The sequence below is a fragment of the Mesorhizobium sp. M3A.F.Ca.ET.080.04.2.1 genome (genome assembly GCF_003952525.1).
GTDB lineage: Bacteria > Pseudomonadota > Alphaproteobacteria > Rhizobiales > Rhizobiaceae > Mesorhizobium.
Genome location: NZ_CP034451.1, coordinates 6,071,009 through 6,087,618, shown reverse-complemented (window position 1 = coordinate 6,087,618; position 16,610 = coordinate 6,071,009). Strand labels below are relative to the sequence as shown.

Here is a 16,610-nt window from a genome sequence, read left to right as displayed (position 1 = left end):
GTCAGGAACGCTCCTGCCGCAGCATCGCGACAACGCGGTGCACGCTTTCCAGCGCCTCTTCGATCTCGGCCGCTGTGTTGTAATGCGCAATGCCGATGCGCACGACGCCCTGCTCGGCCGGGATGCCAAGCTGGTGAACGATCTCCCACGCATAATTGTGGCCTGACCACAGGAAGATGTTGTCGGCGTTCATCTGACGCACGATCGTCTCCGGCGCGATCCCTTCAACGGTGAAGGAAACTGTCGGCACCCGGTGGCCGACGCGTCCCGGGTCGGTGATGCCGCGGATGCTCAAGCCCTCGATTTCGGACAATCCTTCGATCAATTGCCGGACCAACCCATTCTCGTGAGCGATGGACAGTTCGAACGCCTTGGCGATCCGTTGCCGCCGCGAACCGCCCTCGCCGGCCGCCGCGCCGAGATCCGCGAAATAGTCCACCGCTGCGGTCAGCCCGGCCATCAGCTCGATCTGCGGCGTGCCGAGTTCGAACCGCTCCGGCAAGCCGTTGGAGGAGCAGCGGCATTTGTAGGGTTTCAGCGCATCGATCATGTCGCGGCGGCCCCACAATATGCCCAAATGCGGCCCGAAGAACTTGTAGGCCGAGCAGACCAGGAAATCGCAGCCGAGCGCCTGCACGTCGATCAACCCGTGCGGCGCGAACTGCACGGCATCGACGTAGACCAACGCGCCGGCCTGTCTGGCGACGGCCGTCAGCGCCTTGACGCGATTGATCGAGCCGGTGAGATTCGAGGCGTAGTTCAGCGCCACAAGCCGCGTCTTCTGCGAAACCAGCGCCTGCAAGGCGGCCTCCTCGATCTGCCAGCTCTGCTCGTCGAATGGCAGGAAGCGCACGACGAGGCCGAGATCCTCGGCAAGCTGCAGCCACGGCGAGACGTTGCCCTCATGATCCATGCGCGTGACGATGATCTCGTCACCCGTCTTCATGGTCCGGCCGAGCGTGCGCGACATGTGATAGGTGAGCGTCGTCATGTTGGCGCCGATGATGATTTCCTCGGCGCTGGCCGCACCGAGGAAATCGGCCATAGCCGCATGGGCGTCGTCGGCCACCTGTTGCGCCGCGATCGTCGTCTCGAAGAACCCGCCGAGATTGGCATTCGTCGTGAGCAGGCAGCGCGACACCGCATCGGCCACCGCCTGCGGCACCTGCGTGCCGGCAGGATTGTCGAGATAGATTCGGCGGCGGCCTTTGTCGGTCAGTGAAAGTGCCGGAAATTTGCCGCGCACGGCCTCGATCGGAAAGCTCGCCATAGACCTCCCCCTAAATTGCCGTTACGGGCAAGGATTGCCGACGCGCTGATGGATGGCGTCGACCGCTTTCTGCATATCCTCGGTCCAGGTCACCTCGACCGAGGACAGCGCCATATCGAGCTGCGCGACACTGGTGGCGCCGACGATGTTCGAGGTCACGAACGGCCGGCTCGCCACATAGGCGTTGGCGAACAGCGCCGGCTCCATTCCGAAGGAGCGCGCCAGCTCGCTGTATTCGAGCTGCGCTTCAGCCGCGTTCGGCGTCTCGTAACGCTGGCCGCGATTGAAGAGCTGCGAGCGCGAACCTGGCGGCCGCGCGCCGTGATCGTATTTGCCGGTCAGATAGCCCTGCGCCAGCGGAGAGTACGGAAGAAAGGCAATCTGCTCGCGCTCGCAGACCTCGGCCAGGTTAACCTCGAAGGTGCGGTTGACGAGATTGTAGGCGTTCTGCAGCGACGCCACGCGCGGCCCGACGCCCTTGTCGGACTCGGTGACGTAGCGCATGACGCCCCAGGAGCTCTCGTTCGACAAACCGAAGTGGCGAATCTTGCCGGCCTTGGCCAGCTCTTCGAAAACGGCGAGCGTCTCGGCAATCGGCGTCTCGCCTGCCGGAGCCTCTGCGGCATCGGCGCGTCGCGGCGCGCCGACCCGCGTGGGATTCGAGCCCCAGGGAATATCCCGGTCCGGCCAATGGATCTGGTAGAGATCGATGTAATCGGTGCCGAGCTTGGCAAGCGACTTGTCGATCGCATCGAAAATATCGCCGCGGACCAGCTTCGAAGGCCGTTCGCCGCGAAACCAGCTATTGGCCGTGCGACCGACCACTTTCGAGGCGATGACAACCTTGTCGCGGTTGCCCTTCGCCTTGATCCAGCTGCCGATGATCTTCTCGGTCCGCCCCTGCGTCTCTGCCTTGGGCGGGATCGGATAAAGCTCGGCCGTGTCGATGAAATTCACGCCGCGCGAGAAAGCCAGATCCATCTGCGCATGACCTTCCGCTTCGGTGTTTTGCTGACCCCAGGTCATCGAGCCCAGGCAGATTTGCGAAACAAGGAGATCGGTCCGACCGAGGCGGCGTTTGTGCATTGAATGTCTCCGGCGGGATGGTTTGCGCGACTGCGCTGGGAGGAAATCCAAGCATAAAGCAAAGGCCGGAGGTTCTCCAACCCCGCCGGCGCCGACTTTTGCGTGAACGCCGAGTGTCTTCTGCATGTCGCGCAAAAGTGTGCAGCGGTTTTGCGAGACGACGTGCATAGAGACAAATATCTAGCGCGTCGCCTGGATCCGTTTCAGCGCGATGTGCTTTAGCGCCGCGCTGCTGCCAAGGCTCGCCGCTTGGCCTCGTCGATCAGCATATTGGCCACCTGCATTCGGATCATGGCGCGCTGGCGCAGATGAGGGGCGACGCGGTCGGGATGGTTGGCGAAGGCGAAATTGCGCCGGATACGGCCAAAATCCGGAGCCTTGCCCGGACGGTCGAGGCCGAGCTCGCCAGCAATCGATTCGGGATCGATCGGCGGCAGTTGTTCTTCCGGCCGGTGCTCTTCTGCGGCGAGCGTCAGCCTTGCCTGATCGAGAAGCGCCCCGAATTCGGCGGCAAGATCAGCACCGGCCTCGCGATATTCGGCGGCAAAGCTCTCGCCGGAAACCTTGATGCGTCCGGAGTGAAGCTCATCCGCCACCGATAGATAGTCGAACGGAATAGACGGCCGGGCGCCCTCTTCCTCGCCCTTCTCGGAGGCGACGAACAGGTCGTCGAGCAACGAAGCGAAATCCCGCTTGCTCCCGGTGCCGATCTCAGCCTCCTTTGTCGCGGCCGCGTGCGCTGTCGGTTCGAGAGCTTAGGGCCGTCTCGTTAAGAATGCATGCCGCCGATATTAAGAATTGTCTTGCCCTGCGAGGCCAAGGGCACATGGTCAAAAGGGCCGGACTGCATCTGCTGCAGCCCGGCAGGGTCGCCAGGAGTGGCGAGGAAAAGCCGGCCCAATGCCAGCACCGTGGGCTACGTTCCAGCTTCCGTAAAAGTTTCAGAAAAAATTCGATTGTGACGAAAAAAAACCTCTGGGCATGGCAGCCATGCAATTGCTGCACTGCACAAACAACGCAAATCACCTATCCTTGGGCCGTGGAGGATCAACTAGGGGCCTGAGGAATGGGGTTCTTCACTGAAATGTTCGCCCGGCCGCGGCCGGCGGAGCAGCAGCGTTACCGCGCGGCACTCGCGCTTCTGCACGCGATGAGCAACGCCGATCGAGCCGATATCGGCATCAAGCCGGCGGATTTTCCGCGTATCGCTCGCGAAATGTCAGTGCGCTGAAAGCGCGCCGGAGCGGTTCCGGCAAGTGCCGCCCTGTCGGGCGGCATCGCGCAAAGTTTCGAGCAAAAGAGAGGTTCACGGCGACATCTGGGAACCGCCGATGTCCGCTCACCGGTTTCCAAGGAAGACCTGCTTACCGAGCGGAACGCCATTGTGCCGCAGGATGTCGTAAGCCGTCGTGATGTGGAAATAGAAATTCGGCATGGCCGCGTTGAGCAAGTAGTGCATGCCCTGCATCGTGACTTCCCGTCCGCCTAGCCGCAGTTTGATCGTCCGCTCTTCCGAGCCATCCAGGTCACCCGCCGAGAATGTCGCCAGATGATCGAGCGTCTTGGCGATGCGCGCCTGCAGGTCGGGGAAGTTGGCTTCATTGTCTTCGTATTTCGGCACCTCGCGGCCCGCAAGCCGCGACGGCGCGCCCTTGGCGTGATCGGTGGCGATCTGCACCTGCCGGATCAGCGCGAACATGTCCGGCGCAAGCCTTGCCGTCAGGAACACATGCGGGTCGATCTTTCGCTCGGTAGCGTTCTGCTCTGCCAGGGACAGGACATTGGACAGCGCCTTCAACCGCGCCGAAAAGACCGGCACGCATATGTCGTACATCGATATGGTCACGTGAGTATCTCTCCAGTCGGCCCCAGCGCCGCGGTCCATGAGCTAGCGCTTCGCGGCCCGATTCTTCAAGCAGCCCTTCCCGAAGCGTCACCGCATCGCCGCAATCGACGTGGTAGTGTTTTCGTTATCGAGCGGAGATTCCCGATGAGACGCGTCCCTCTGGCAGCGACTGCCCTGCTCTCCCTTGCCAGCATCGGCCAGTTGGCGAACGCCGCCGAGGCACCTTATCTCGACGACCGGTCGGACGCGGCAGCCGTCATCCGCTCGCTCTACAGCGCGATCAACCGGCATGAGTTCGCCCGCGCCTGGGGATATTACGGCGACACAAAGCCGGCCAAGGATTTCAACACTTTCGTCAAGGGTTATGACGGCACCGACACCGTCGAGGTCAAGACCGGTGCGGTATCGGATGAAGGTACCGCCGGCAGCATCTATTACAATGTTCCGGTTGCCATCCAGGCGACCGACAATAAGGGCGAGGCCAAGGTCTTCGCCGGCTGCTACACGCTGCGCCAGGTCAACACGCAGATCCAGGAGCCTCCCTTCCAGCCGATCTTCATCGACAAAGGCGCACTCAAGCCGTCGAGCGAGGACTTCGACCATGCTGTGCCGGCAAGCTGCGGGGACGGCCCACCGCCGCCGAAGAAGGATGAAGCACTAGAGCAGGCCAGGAAGGCCTTTGTCGCGACCTATGGCGACCAGTGCGACAAGCAGACGCCGGACGGCAAGCCGGTCGCCGAGCCCTCCGCCTACTCCATCCATTACAAGGACAAGGACGCGGGGGCCGACGAGCCGGAGCGCGAGACGCGGCTGTTCCGCTTCTTCTGCTCGATGGCCGCCTACAATGAGAGCGCGGTCTACTACATCTCTGACGATGTGTCCGGCGTCAGGCAGTTGCAGTTCGCCGCGCCGGAGCTCGACATCCGCTACGAGAACAACAACAGCGAGGGCAAGGTCGAGTCGATCCACATCATCGGCTTCCAGACTGACGATCAACTGGTCAATTCGGACTATGACGACAAGACCCAGACGATCACCGCGATGAGCAAATGGCGCGGGGTCGGCGATGCCTCGTCGAGTGGCACTTACCTGTTCCGCAACGGCAATTTCTCGCTGGTGCAGTATGACGTCGATGCGTCCTACGACGGCGAGATCAATCCCGAAACGGTTCTGGATTACAACACGCCGCCCTGAGCGACGCTGTCAGGCCTAAGGCGCCTTGGTCAGCATCCAGTTCAGCGTGCCGCGCCAATCGACCATGCGGATCGGCGTGCCATGCGTGCCGGTCTCGAAACGTACGAAGCGGGTCGGATAGGGATAGGCTTTCGATCTGGCGATGATGGAGCGGAAGAAGGCTTCCTGCTTCTCGATGGGAAACACCGGGTCCTTGCTGCCCTGGCCGAAGAAGACCGGGACGTGGCGCCTGAAGGCGGGGCTCACGAGGAAACTCTCGTCCCACAGCGAGCCGAGCAGCAACAGCCCGTTGATGCGCCGGCCGGTGTCGTTGCGGGCAGCAAGCTTCCAGCACAGCGATCCGCCCATCGAGCCGCAGGCGACGAAGATTTTGGCGCTGGGCGATTTCTCGGCATAGTGATCGATCAGCGCCGCCACCTGCGCTGCGCCCTTGTCGCCGAAATCGGAAAAATCCGGTGACAGATAGAGGCCGCTATTTTCCGCCATCAGATTTTTGATGCGGTTGAAATTGCCGCCGAAGGTGAAGTCGTCGACGCCCTGCTTGCGGCTGCCGCCCTGCCCGTGCAGGTAAAGCACGATGATGGCGGCGCCCTCGGTTTTGCCGACCGCCACATGCCGGACATCGCCGGCATCGGTCTTGAGCATCATATCCTGCTGCGTCTTGCGCACGCCGGGATCGGTATATTCCGCATGCACGCGCTTTTCCGGCACCTCGTCGCGCTGGTTGATATCGCGCATCTCGCGATAATCGAGCACCATGTAGGCGCCATTGTCGCCGGTCGACAGCGTCGCCGGATAGGCGAAAAGATCGTCCTTGAAAGGTTTCAACGAAAACGTGTCGGCGTTGGCGGCCGTGGAAAACAAGAAAAGCATTCCTGCGAGAACAGCGCGGCACGCCCCCCTCTGGCCAGAGGGGGGTAAGCACGGACGGGACGTCAAATGGAGAACCATAAGTCGAGCCATGCGAAATTTGGCTTCGGTTTGTCAATCCTGCAGGACGCCGCCCGCCCTTTCCAGCGCTTCGCGCGTGTCGACGTCGATCGAGGCGCCCTGCCCGATCTCGACATCGATGACGTCGAGCCCCTCGACCTCGACCAGATGGCGCGCGCCGGTATCGCCCTCGAGATGCGCGACCGCGGAAAACAGCGAACGCGGCAGCAGCACCGGATTGCCGCGCTTGCCCTGGTGCGCGGCGCGTACCACGGCGCGGCCGCCAGATTTGGCGAATGCGTCTATCAGGCTGTCGATATCCTTCGACGAAACCCCCGGCATGTCGCCAAGCACGATCATGGCACCGGCGGCGTCAGGCGCGACCCGCGCTATGCCCGCCTTCAACGACGAAGCCAAGCCATCGGCGAAATCCGGATTATCCACGAGCGTCAAGTCGAGACCGGCAAGCGCGGAACGTACGCGCTCCCGCTGGTGGCCCGTGACGACGATGGTGCTGACGGCCTTCGATCCCAGCGTCCGCTCGGCGGTACGGCGCACCAGCGGCTCGCCGTCGAACAGCGCCAGGAGCTTGTTCGGCCCACCCATGCGGCTGGAGCGCCCGGCGGCGAGAAGAACAATATCGACCCTCGGCTCCGATCCTGCCGATTGTGAGACCGGCAACGGCTCGCGCGGCTGCGGCCTTGTCGGGATTTCCATCAGCAATCCGCCGACGCCCATGCCGGCAATGTCGCGGGCCGTCACATCGAGCCCTGCGATCAGTCGGTCAAGCACCCAGTCGAAGCCATTCTCCTTGGGGCTCCGGGCGCACCCCGGAGCGCCGATGACGCGCTTGCCGGCTAGCGTGCCCAGCACCAGCAGATTACCGGGATCAACCGGCATGCCGGCGCGGACAACGGTTCCGCCGGCCTTCTCGATCGCGGCCGGCACGACATCGGCAAAATCGCTCATGGCCGAAGCGCCGAAGATCACCACCATGTCGTTGTCGCGCGCCAGCGCGGTCGCTGCTTCCGCCACCGGCGCGACCTCATGCGGCGTGCGGCGTTCCGCGGTCAGCCGGCCGCCGGAGCGCGCCAGCCGCGCGTCGGTGACGCGCAGCGTCTTGTCGAGCACGCTCGACTTGATGCCGGGCAGCACTGTCTGGATGACGCCGACATTGACCGGTCGATAGGCGTGGACGGCGAAGATTTCGCCGCCGGCGCAGATCTTCACCGCCGCATCGACCAGGCTCGCCGCGACGGCAAAAGGAATGATCTTCACCGTCGCCACCATCTGGCCCTTCTCGACCGGCGCATGCTGCGCCAGCGTCGCGATGGTGATTGCCGGATCGACTTCATTGATGGCGTCGATCATCTTGGGATCGACGGTGAAGACGCCGGCGGTTCCGGCATGCAGGTTGACCCGCCCCGTCGCTGCCGGCTTCACTTCGACGTTGCGGTGGTTCATCGCGGCGGCGATTTTTTCGGCTGCCGCATCCTCGCCGAGATCATCGGCGGACAGGACCGCGGCAACGACTTCCCTGACGCCGGCCGCCTTCAGCGCCGCGACATCGTTGCCGCTCAACCTGTGCGCCTTGCGCAAACGCCGCCCGCCAGCCGCCGTCGCGTGGGCAAGCACGGCGCCCTCCGCCTCATCGATCGGGACCGCACCGAACTTCACGCCACGGCGCCTTTCGCTTCCAGGCCGCGCGAGCGGAATGCACCGATCGTCTGCGCAAGGATGGCGACGGCGATCTCGCCCGGACTGGCGGCGCCGATGTCGAGCCCGATCGGCGCGTGGATGCGGGCGATCTGATCGGCGCCGGCGCCCAGTGCCAGCAGGCGCTCGACGCGCTTGGCATGGGTCTTTCGGCTGCCGAGCGCCCCGACATAGAAGCAGCCGGCATCGAGCGCTGCCTTCAGCGCGAAATCGTCGATCTTCGGATCATGCGTCACCGCGACAAGCGCGGTGTAGCTGTCGAGCGGCTCACGCTTCAGCACGTCCTGCGGCCATTCGGCATATAGTGCGACATCCGGGAAGCGCTCGGGCGTGGCAAAGGCCGTGCGCGGATCGATGATCTCGACCGGATAGCCGGCGATCCTGGCCATCGGCGCCAGCGCTTGGCTGATATGCACTGCGCCGATCACAACGAGGCGCGGCTGCGGCAGATGCGCATTGAGAAAGAAGCTGCGGCCTTCCACTTCGACGGATGCGGAATTGCCGGTGCGGAATGCCGTGGCGACCGCTGCCCCGAGATCGCCTGCCACGTGATCGCCCTCGCGCACGACGCGGTCGCGGCCGTCACCGAGATCGGTGACCAGCACCGCGGCACGCCGGGCGCGGCGTTCTTCGTTCAAGGTTTTCAGGACATAGGGGTCCATGAATGATCAGCCCAGCCGCTCGACATAGACCTTGATGCGGCCGCCGCAGGACAGGCCGACCTGCCAGGCGGTCTCGTCGGCGACCCCAAACTCCAACATTCTTGCCTTGCCCGAGCCGATGACGTCGATCGCCTCCGTCACCACCGCGCCCTCGACGCAACCGCCGGAGACGGAGCCGTGGAAATTGCCTTCGGCGTCGATGACCAGATGACTGCCGATCGGACGCGGCGCCGAGCCCCAGGTCTCGACCACGGTCGCGATGGCGACATCCTTGCCGTCCTTCATCCAGCCTTCCGCGATAATTAAGGGATCGCGGGCCTCATCGAGATAAATGCTCTTGGCCATCGTCGCTTCTCGCAAAATCTGTTTCTCTCGCCGCGCTCCCGGCAAACATATGGCTACTCCGCGCGCTTCCCGCCAGTTCTGAGCCAGCGGCGCGGGTCGACTGAAAAGGCCGGGCGCTGGTCGAGCGAAGCGCAGAGGTCTGCGAGCGCATCGAGATTGTGAACCGCTCGGAACTCGTCGACATGCGGCAGCATCGCCTTGACGCCCCGGGCGCCCGCCTCAGCGAGCGGTCGGCGACACACTCCGCGCCGGTCAAAAGGTCGAGCGTTTCGTCGATCGATTCCGGCGCGAGGCGCGGCGCGGTCATCTTGTCTCCGTGGATGCCGCCTGCCCGCTTCACAGAACGTGATAGCCGCGGTTGTGATAGATCAGCGGCCGCAAATTATCGCCGATGCGCAGACCTGTCACCTTGCCAAAAAGCACACGGTGGGTGGCGAGATCCTTGGTGTCGATGATCTCGCAATCGAAGACGGCAAGCGCCCCTTTCAGCGTCGGTGCGCCGGTCGAGATCACATCCCATTCGCCGAGGGCAAAGCGCTCTTCCGGCGGTAGGCCGGTCATGCCGGAAAAGCCGGCTGAAAGCGCCTCCTGGTCCGACGCAAGCGTGTTGAGGGCGAAGTTGCCGTTCTTGATGAAAGGCTCGTTCTTGGGGTTTTCGCGGTTGAGGCAGACCAACACGGTTGGCGGCGTGTCGGACACCGAGCAGGCCGCGATCACCGTCGCGCCCCGCCGGCCAGCGGGACCATCGGTGGTCACCACGTGAACATGGCCGGCAAAATGCGCCATCGCATCGCGATACGCCTGCGGCCCTATATCATTGATCTTCAGCACCTGATGACCACCTGTCAAAAACCAGCTCGTTATATATGGCGGCATATCGCATGCCACAAGCGAAGTGCTTGACCGCAATCCGCAAATTCGCGTGTTGCGCCCGGCTTAGCCAGCCTTTAGGTCTTTGCTGGAATAGTGTCGGACTATAGCTTCGGCACAGAGGAATTTTTCGCCCGAATGCGCCATATCACGACGACATTGGCCGCGCTGTTCTGGCTCTCGCTGGCCGCCAGCGCCCATGCCGACGGTCTGGTCGGCGTCGCGGCACCGCTCTCCGGTCCCTCCGCAGTCCTTGGCAAGCAGATCGAGAACGGCGCCAGCCCGGCGGCGCAGGCGAATGGCCTTGCCCTCAAGATCGTCGACGACGCTTGCACCGCCGATGGCGGGACAGCGGCCGCTCGGCAATTCGTGGACGCCAAGGTCGATGTCGTGGTCGGCTTTCTCTGCACCGAGGCGATCGAGGCAGCGCTTCCGATCCTCAAGGATGCCAATATCCCGGTCATCACGGTTGGGGTGCGCACCGAAAGCCTGACCGACAGGCGCGCCAAGACCGGCTGGCCGGTCTACCGGCTTGGCCCGCGCGGCGATGACGAACGCAATGCGGCGGCTACGATCCTCACCCGGCTCTGGAAGGACGATTTGTTCGCCATTGTCGATGACGGAACGATCTACGGCCGCGAGATGGCCGAGACATTGCGCGCAGCCGCGGAGCAGGCGGCGCTGAAGCCGGTCTTCGTCGACACGTTTCGGCCCCAACTGGACAACCAGATCGCGTTGATCGGGCGGCTGAAGAGGGCCGGCGCCACGAAGGTGTTCGCCGGGGGCGATGGCGACGACATCGCCATCATGGGCCGCGATGCCGGCTCTCTCAATGCAGGCATCACTTTTGCCGGCGGTGAAAATCTGCGCACGCCGCCGGGCGAGGTGCCTTTTGCTCCCGGCACGCTGATGATCGCGCCACCCGAATGGGCTGAGATCGCCGATCAGACGGTGGTGCAGGCCTTTGCTGCCAGCAAGATCGTTCCGGAAGGGTATACGCTGCCCGCTTATGCGGCGGTCGAGATCGCCAAGGCCGCACTCGCGGACGCGCAGAGCACCGGCAAAACGCTCGCCGAGACGTTGACCGGGCATGACTTCGAAACCGCGATCGGCACCATCCGCTTCGACGAAAAGGGCGACCTAACCCAGAACCCATTTCGCGTCTACCGCTTCGACGGCACGCATTTCGTGCCGCTGGAGGTGGAGTGATGTTCCGCGCCGGGCCGCGCAACCTGATCACCGACGTCGCCGGACTGAGCGTCGGCAATGCCGCCGATGCCCAGTTGAAATCAGGCGTCACGGTCGTCCTGTGCGATGAGCCGGCGGTGGCCGGAGTGCAGGTGCTGGGCGGCGCGCCGGGAACGCGCGAGACCGACCTGCTCGAACCGCACAACACCATCGAAACCGTCCACGCCATTGTGCTTTCGGGCGGTTCGGCCTTTGGCCTGGATGCGGCCTCAGGCGTTCAGGCTGCGTTGCGCGAAAGAAACATCGGCGTCGAGGTGGGCGGCTTTCGCGTGCCCATCGTGCCGGCAGCGATCCTGTTCGATCTCCGCAATGCCGGCGACAAGGATTGGGGCCGCTATCCACCCTACCGCGAACTCGGCTATGCGGCGGTGCAGGCGGCAGCGGTCGATTTCCCCATCGGCACGGCCGGCGCTGGAACCGGCGCGCTCACCTCTGGGCTTAAAGGCGGGCTCGGTTCGGCCTCCACGCTGCTCGACAGCGGCATCACCATCGGCGCGCTCGCCGCCGTCAACCCGATCGGCTCGGTGACGGTCGGGCGCAGCCGCCATTTCTGGGCCGCTCCCTTCGAGATCGGCGAGGAATTCGGCGCGCTGGGCTATCCCGATCCAATGCCGGAAGACGCCCGGCGCATCCTGTTGAAATTCCGCGACCGCCGTTTCGGGGCGCAGGCGGTGGAGGGTGGCAACACCACCATTGCCGTTATCGCAACGGACGCCGTGCTCTCCAAGTCAGCCGCCAAGCGGCTGGCGATCGCGGCGCATGACGGCTTCGTGCGTGCCATTTGGCCGACGCACACGCCGGCCGATGGCGATCTGGTCTTTGCGCTCGCCACCGGCCGCAGCGGCATCGAACTCAGCGCCGACGCCGCGATCGACCTCTATACGGCGGCGGGCGCCACCATGGCGCGCGCCATCGCCCGAGGCGTCTTTGCCGCGACACCCGCCGAAGGAGATATTTTCCCGGTTTGGTCGTCGCGCTAGTCTGGAGCCTTGAGGACGCCCATGGCGGCCTTGCGTCCGGAACTGCGGCAAGACGCTCCGAGAGCGCCGATCAGGTCGGATCGGATTTTTCCTCCTCGAAGGATACCGCGACATCCGAGTTCGCCGACAGCCGGACCTTTTGCCCATCGATCTCGGCCACCAGGCTCAGCGGAATGTAGTGGTGATGGCCCTTGTGGGAACCCATGCCGCTGTCGGCCTTGGTCAGCTTGATGCGCCGGCCATCGACCCTGTCGACGGTGCCGATATGGACGCCGTCGGCGCCGATTACTTCCATATGCTCGCGAATTTCGCTGGCGTCGGTCATGGTGGATCTCCCTTGACGTTGTCCACAACAACAGACGGCGAAGATATTGGATGCGTGCCTGAAGCGGCAGAATGACGTTTTCACCCTCCCGTACAGGGAAGTGATGAAATTGGGAGGTGAAACGCAGTCCGATGGGGCATCTCTGCCCTGCTTGCCGCCAGTCCGCTTGGGTTCGCAGCACCAATCGCGCCAGCATCTGGTTTGCGCCAGCGACGTTGAGCATTGGACCGGCCTCTGTTAGGACGCGGCCAAAACCTCTCCCAGGCAGGACCCGTACGATGATCCCTCGCTATTCCCGGCCCGAAATGGTCGCCATCTGGTCGCCCGAAACCCGCTTCCGCATCTGGTTCGAAATCGAGGCGCATGCCTGCGACGCGCTGGCCGAGTTGGGCGTCATCCCGAAAGAGGCCGCGAAAACCATCTGGGAAAAGGGCGGCGCCGCCAAATTCGACGTCGACAAGATCGACGAGATCGAACGCGTCACCAAGCACGACGTCATCGCCTTCCTCACCCACCTTGCCGAATTCGTCGGACCCGATGCCCGATTTATCCACCAGGGCATGACCTCCTCGGACGTGCTCGACACCTGCCTTGCCGTGCAGTTGACGCGCGCCAGCGACATCCTGATTGCCGATCTTGACGCATTGCTTGCGGCGCTGAAGCGCCGCGCCTTCGAGCATAAGAACACCGTCACCATCGGCCGCAGCCACGGCATCCATGCCGAGCCGACCACCTTCGGCGTCAAGCTGGCCTTGGCCTATGCCGAGTTCTCGCGCTGCCTGGAGCGGCTGGTGCATGCACGCCAAGATATCGCCACCTGTGCGATTTCCGGTGCCGTCGGCACCTTCGCCAACATCGATCCCTATGTCGAGGAGCATGTGGCGAAGAAGCTGGGACTGCAGCCGGAGCCGGTGTCGACCCAGGTTATCCCACGCGACCGCCACGCCATGTTCTTCGCCACGCTCGGCGTCATCGCCTCGTCGGTCGAACGCCTCGCCACTGAGATCCGCCATTTGCAGCGCACCGAGGTGCTGGAGGCGGAAGAATATTTCTCGCCGGGGCAGAAGGGCTCGTCGGCGATGCCGCACAAGCGGAATCCGGTGCTGACCGAGAATCTCACCGGTCTCGCCCGCATGGTGCGCTCCTTCGCCATGCCTGCCATGGAGAATGTGGCGCTCTGGCACGAACGCGACATCTCGCATTCCTCGGTCGAACGCATGATCGGGCCGGATGCGACGGTCACTCTCGACTTCGCGCTGTCGCGTCTCACCGGCGTCATCGACAAGCTGCTCGTCTATCCCGACAACATGCTGAAGAATATGAACAAGTTCCGCGGCCTGGTGCATTCGCAGCGCGTGCTTCTGGCATTGACACAGGCCGGCGTGTCACGCGAGGACGCTTATCGGCTGGTGCAGCGCAACGCCATGAAGGTGTGGGAACAGGGCGCTGATTTCCTTGAGGAACTGCTTGCCGACAAGGAAGTGACCGCGGCACTCCCCGAAGCCGATATCCGCGAGAAATTCGACCTCGGCTACCACACCAAGCATGTCGACACGATCTTCAAGCGGGTGTTTGGAGAGGCTTGACCTTTCCTTCTCCCCGTTCACAGGGAGAAGGTGCCCGAACGGTGGATAAGGGGCGGCGCTGGCCTCGGCTTGAAGTGGATCAAGCCTTGCCAGGCACCGTCCTGATCACCGTGCCCCACGGATCTTCCTGTGTCCTCTCGGCGTTCACATTGTCCGAACGCATTTCGACCCAGGCGAGCCCTGAGCGGAACGGATCGCGACGGCCGGCGCCGGCGCTGCGCCAGGCATTGGCACCGATATGATGGTGATAGTGCCCGGACGACAGGAACACCGCTTGGCCGCCATATTTGGCCACCGTGTCGAAACCGAACTCGTCATGCCACCAGGCCTCGGCGTCTTCTGGACGTCCGACGCGAAGATGAACATGGCCGACGATGGTGTTTTCCGGGGCGCCCTGCCAGCCGGCATCGCCTGCCGGCACGCTGGCAACAACCGCCGGCAGGTTCAGCCGCTCGGTCGACATGGCTATTCTGTCACCGTTCCATTTCCAGTCCTGCGGACGCCGGTCGGCATAGATTTCGATGCCGTTGCCCTCGGGATCGGTGAGATAAAGCGCCTCGCTGACCAGATGGTCGGATGCTCCTTCGATGGCGATCCGCTTGGCGGCGGCGTGGCTGATCCAGCGGCCGAGATCGGCGCGTGACGGCACCAGAAAGGCCGTGTGGAACAGACCGGCACTGTGCGGATCGTCGGGTTTCGCCGAGGCGTCCTGCTCCAGGACCAGCAGCGGACGATTGGCGGCGCCAAGCGTGATCGCGCCGTCGGCGCGGCCCAGCTCCTGCAGGCCGACAACGGCGCGGTAATAGGCGGCCAGACTTTCCGCGTCACGCGCCTTCAATCCGACCCGCGAGACGCTGACCGGTGTGGTCGCGGCAAAAGGCAATTCACTCATCGAACTCTCCATTGGGCTGCAGCCACTCCAATGGGAAGTGCGTAACCCGGTTTGTTGTCCTCGTCTTCTCCCTTCAGATCGTCCACTGCGATCGTTCACACAAGTCGGAAAGAATCGAACAGGTTGTTCACAATTGTGATGTGCCACCTCCGCCGTCATGGTTGCACGAGACAAGGCCGCTCGCTACATGCGCGCCATGAAAGTCAAGGATGCAGATATTCTCATCGTGCCGGGCTACACCAATTCCGGACCGGAGCACTGGCAGACGCGGTGGCAGTCGAAGCTGTCGACGGCGCGTCGCGTCGAGCAGGCCGAATGGACGAAGCCGGTGCGCGAGGATTGGACGGCGAGCGTGGCGAACGCCGTCAACGAGGCCGAGCGCCCGGTCGTGATCGTCGCCCATTCGCTTGGCGTGGCGGCGGCGGTGCAGGCCATTCCGCAGTTCAAGAAGCCGGTCGCCGGCGCCTTTTTCGTGGCGCCTCCGGACGTTGCCAATCCGGAGATCAGGCCGAGGCATCTGATGACCTTCGGCCCCTATCTGCGCGATCCCCTGCCCTTTCCGTCGATCGTGATCGCCAGCCGCAACGATCCGTTCTGCGCCTTCGAGGTTGCCGAAGACATTGCCGCCGCCTGGGGATCGCTGTTCATCGACGCCGGCGAGGCCGGCCACCTCAACCAGGATGCCGGCTTTGGCCCGTGGCCGGAAGGCTCGATGACGTTCGCCAAGTTCATGACCGAGCTCAAAGAACCTTGAGCGGGCGCAAGGCGCTCAGGAGCCGATCGAATCCCGCATGCTTTTCAAAAGCGTCTTGGCGCCGAGCGAAATCAGCGTGTGGTCGGAACCCATGGCGAGCAGCCGATAACCCATCGACACGACACGGCCGGCGACTGCCGGTTCAATGACGTAGATCGCCGCGTGCTTGCCGGCCTTGCGCGTGCGCTCGGCGATTGAAGCCACGGTTTCCATCATGCTTTCCAGTGTCGAATTGACGGTCGTGCCGCTCGACCAGGCGATCGAGAAATCCGACGGGCCGACAAAGATGCCGTCGATGCCGGGCGTGTCCAGGATGCCGTCGAGCGCCTCGAAGGCTGCGCGTGTCTCGACCATGGCGAAAGCCATGGTGCGCTGGTTGCTGTCGCGCAGCCATTCGGCATGGTCGCCTCTGCCATGGCGCGGGAAGGCATAGGTGGGTCCCCATGAACGCTCGCCCAGCGGCGGATATTTCATCGCCGCGGCGAACTGCCTGGCGTCGGCCACCGAATTCACCATCGGCGCGATCACAGCCTCGGCGCCGAAATCGAGCGCCCGGCTCGCCATGTCGAAGCGACCGACGGGAATGCGCACCAGCGCCGGCTTGTTCGCGGCGAGCACCGGCACCAGGCCGCGCAGCACGCTGTCTTCGTGGTGGCCGCCATGCTGCATGTCGAGGGTGACGGCATCAAAACCCTGCTTGGCGATGATCTCGACCGTCAGCGCGTCCGGAACTCCCGACCATGCGGTGAACAGGGTTTCATCGGCAGCCAGGCGGGACTTGAGCGACATCGGAACTTCCTTGTTGACGGCGCGCAGTTCATCCGGAAACGGCAGCAAAGGCAAAGAAAAACCGCCCGGCGAGGCCGGGCGGTCGATTGGTCCAGCTAGAGCATGATGCCGAAACCT

The 16,610-nt window shown here is 63.7% G+C and carries 18 protein-coding genes and 1 pseudogene; 6 read left to right on the top strand and 13 right to left on the bottom strand.

Features of this window, described 5'->3' with window-relative positions; all coding sequences use genetic code 11:
• Window position 1 precedes the first annotated feature (1 nt).
• The 3 genes from EJ074_RS29080 to EJ074_RS29070 form a co-directional block, all read right to left on the bottom strand.
• Window positions 2–1,270: a cysteine desulfurase-like protein gene (locus EJ074_RS29080; protein ID WP_129553940.1), complete on the bottom strand. Its 1,269-nt coding sequence runs from the start codon at window positions 1,268–1,270 to the stop codon at window positions 2–4.
• Between the two features lie 21 nt (window positions 1,271–1,291).
• Window positions 1,292–2,356, bottom strand: coding sequence for an aldo/keto reductase (locus tag EJ074_RS29075; RefSeq protein WP_095806008.1), 1,065 nt, complete (start codon window positions 2,354–2,356; stop codon window positions 1,292–1,294).
• A gap of 218 nt (window positions 2,357–2,574) precedes the next feature.
• Window positions 2,575–3,033, bottom strand: coding sequence for a hypothetical protein (locus EJ074_RS29070; RefSeq protein WP_095806009.1), 459 nt, complete (start codon window positions 3,031–3,033; stop codon window positions 2,575–2,577).
• Window positions 3,034–3,422: 389 nt separating this feature from the next.
• Between EJ074_RS29070 and EJ074_RS29065 the strand changes: the two genes are divergently transcribed.
• On the top strand, window positions 3,423–3,587 hold the full coding sequence (locus EJ074_RS29065) for a hypothetical protein (RefSeq protein WP_095806010.1): 165 nt from the start codon (window positions 3,423–3,425) through the stop codon (window positions 3,585–3,587).
• A gap of 108 nt (window positions 3,588–3,695) precedes the next feature.
• Here the strand turns inward: EJ074_RS29065 and EJ074_RS29060 are convergent, their stop codons facing one another.
• The gene (locus EJ074_RS29060) at window positions 3,696–4,202 is read right to left on the bottom strand and encodes a DUF1993 family protein (RefSeq protein ID WP_095806160.1); all 507 of its coding nucleotides are present in this window, start codon (window positions 4,200–4,202) and stop codon (window positions 3,696–3,698) included.
• Window positions 4,203–4,346: 144 nt separating this feature from the next.
• Here EJ074_RS29060 and EJ074_RS29055 point away from each other — a divergent pair, with 144 nt between their 5' ends.
• Complete coding sequence (locus tag EJ074_RS29055; RefSeq protein WP_095806011.1) at window positions 4,347–5,396, top strand: DUF1176 domain-containing protein; 1,050 nt, start codon at window positions 4,347–4,349, stop codon at window positions 5,394–5,396.
• 15 nt (window positions 5,397–5,411) lie between these two features.
• Here EJ074_RS29055 and EJ074_RS29050 read toward each other — a convergent pair whose 3' ends face one another.
• The 6 genes and pseudogenes from EJ074_RS29050 to EJ074_RS29025 all read right to left on the bottom strand — a co-directional run bounded on the left by EJ074_RS29050 (window position 5,412) and on the right by EJ074_RS29025 (window position 9,880).
• A complete protein-coding gene (locus tag EJ074_RS29050; RefSeq protein ID WP_095806012.1) occupies window positions 5,412–6,269 on the bottom strand; it encodes an alpha/beta hydrolase in 858 nt (285 codons plus the stop codon).
• Between the two features lie 111 nt (window positions 6,270–6,380).
• On the bottom strand, window positions 6,381–8,003 hold the full coding sequence (locus EJ074_RS29045; RefSeq protein WP_129553939.1) for a molybdopterin-binding/glycosyltransferase family 2 protein: 1,623 nt from the start codon (window positions 8,001–8,003) through the stop codon (window positions 6,381–6,383).
• Window positions 8,000–8,704 carry an XdhC family protein gene (locus EJ074_RS29040; protein ID WP_095806014.1) on the bottom strand — a complete coding sequence of 235 codons (705 nt, stop codon included), beginning with the start codon at window positions 8,702–8,704 and terminating at the stop codon, window positions 8,000–8,002. The genes EJ074_RS29045 and EJ074_RS29040 overlap by 4 nt, the downstream gene beginning before the upstream one ends.
• 6 nt (window positions 8,705–8,710) lie before the next feature.
• Window positions 8,711–9,049 (bottom strand): XdhC family protein, encoded by a 339-nt coding sequence (locus EJ074_RS29035; protein WP_095806015.1) that lies wholly within the window; start codon window positions 9,047–9,049, stop codon window positions 8,711–8,713.
• 53 nt (window positions 9,050–9,102) lie between these two features.
• Window positions 9,103–9,270 (bottom strand): annotated as a pseudogene (locus EJ074_RS30505) (VWA domain-containing protein); the annotation flags it as partial.
• Between the two features lie 115 nt (window positions 9,271–9,385).
• The gene (locus EJ074_RS29025; RefSeq protein WP_129553938.1) at window positions 9,386–9,880 is read right to left on the bottom strand and encodes a flavin reductase; all 495 of its coding nucleotides are present in this window, start codon (window positions 9,878–9,880) and stop codon (window positions 9,386–9,388) included.
• Window positions 9,881–10,057: 177 nt separating this feature from the next.
• Here EJ074_RS29025 and EJ074_RS29020 point away from each other — a divergent pair, with 177 nt between their 5' ends.
• Complete coding sequence (locus EJ074_RS29020) at window positions 10,058–11,128, top strand: branched-chain amino acid ABC transporter substrate-binding protein (RefSeq protein ID WP_095806016.1); 1,071 nt, start codon at window positions 10,058–10,060, stop codon at window positions 11,126–11,128.
• On the top strand, window positions 11,128–12,147 hold the full coding sequence (locus EJ074_RS29015) for a P1 family peptidase (RefSeq protein ID WP_095806017.1): 1,020 nt from the start codon (window positions 11,128–11,130) through the stop codon (window positions 12,145–12,147). The genes EJ074_RS29020 and EJ074_RS29015 overlap by 1 nt, the downstream gene beginning before the upstream one ends.
• 70 nt (window positions 12,148–12,217) lie before the next feature.
• Here EJ074_RS29015 and EJ074_RS29010 read toward each other — a convergent pair whose 3' ends face one another.
• Window positions 12,218–12,472 (bottom strand): DUF2171 domain-containing protein, encoded by a 255-nt coding sequence (locus tag EJ074_RS29010; protein ID WP_095806018.1) that lies wholly within the window; start codon window positions 12,470–12,472, stop codon window positions 12,218–12,220.
• 278 nt (window positions 12,473–12,750) lie between these two features.
• Here EJ074_RS29010 and purB point away from each other — a divergent pair, with 278 nt between their 5' ends.
• Window positions 12,751–14,058: an adenylosuccinate lyase gene (gene purB / locus EJ074_RS29005; protein ID WP_095806019.1), complete on the top strand. Its 1,308-nt coding sequence runs from the start codon at window positions 12,751–12,753 to the stop codon at window positions 14,056–14,058.
• Window positions 14,059–14,137: 79 nt separating this feature from the next.
• Here purB and EJ074_RS29000 read toward each other — a convergent pair whose 3' ends face one another.
• Window positions 14,138–14,950, bottom strand: a complete 813-nt coding sequence (locus EJ074_RS29000) for a VOC family protein (protein WP_095806162.1) — start codon at window positions 14,948–14,950, stop codon at window positions 14,138–14,140.
• A 196-nt stretch (window positions 14,951–15,146) separates the two neighbouring features.
• Between EJ074_RS29000 and EJ074_RS28995 the strand changes: the two genes are divergently transcribed.
• The gene (locus EJ074_RS28995) at window positions 15,147–15,704 is read left to right on the top strand and encodes an alpha/beta hydrolase (protein ID WP_095806163.1); all 558 of its coding nucleotides are present in this window, start codon (window positions 15,147–15,149) and stop codon (window positions 15,702–15,704) included.
• 15 nt (window positions 15,705–15,719) lie between these two features.
• Here EJ074_RS28995 and EJ074_RS28990 read toward each other — a convergent pair whose 3' ends face one another.
• Window positions 15,720–16,493, bottom strand: coding sequence for an HpcH/HpaI aldolase/citrate lyase family protein (locus EJ074_RS28990; RefSeq protein ID WP_095806164.1), 774 nt, complete (start codon window positions 16,491–16,493; stop codon window positions 15,720–15,722).
• Window positions 16,494–16,610: the final 117 nt, after the last annotated feature.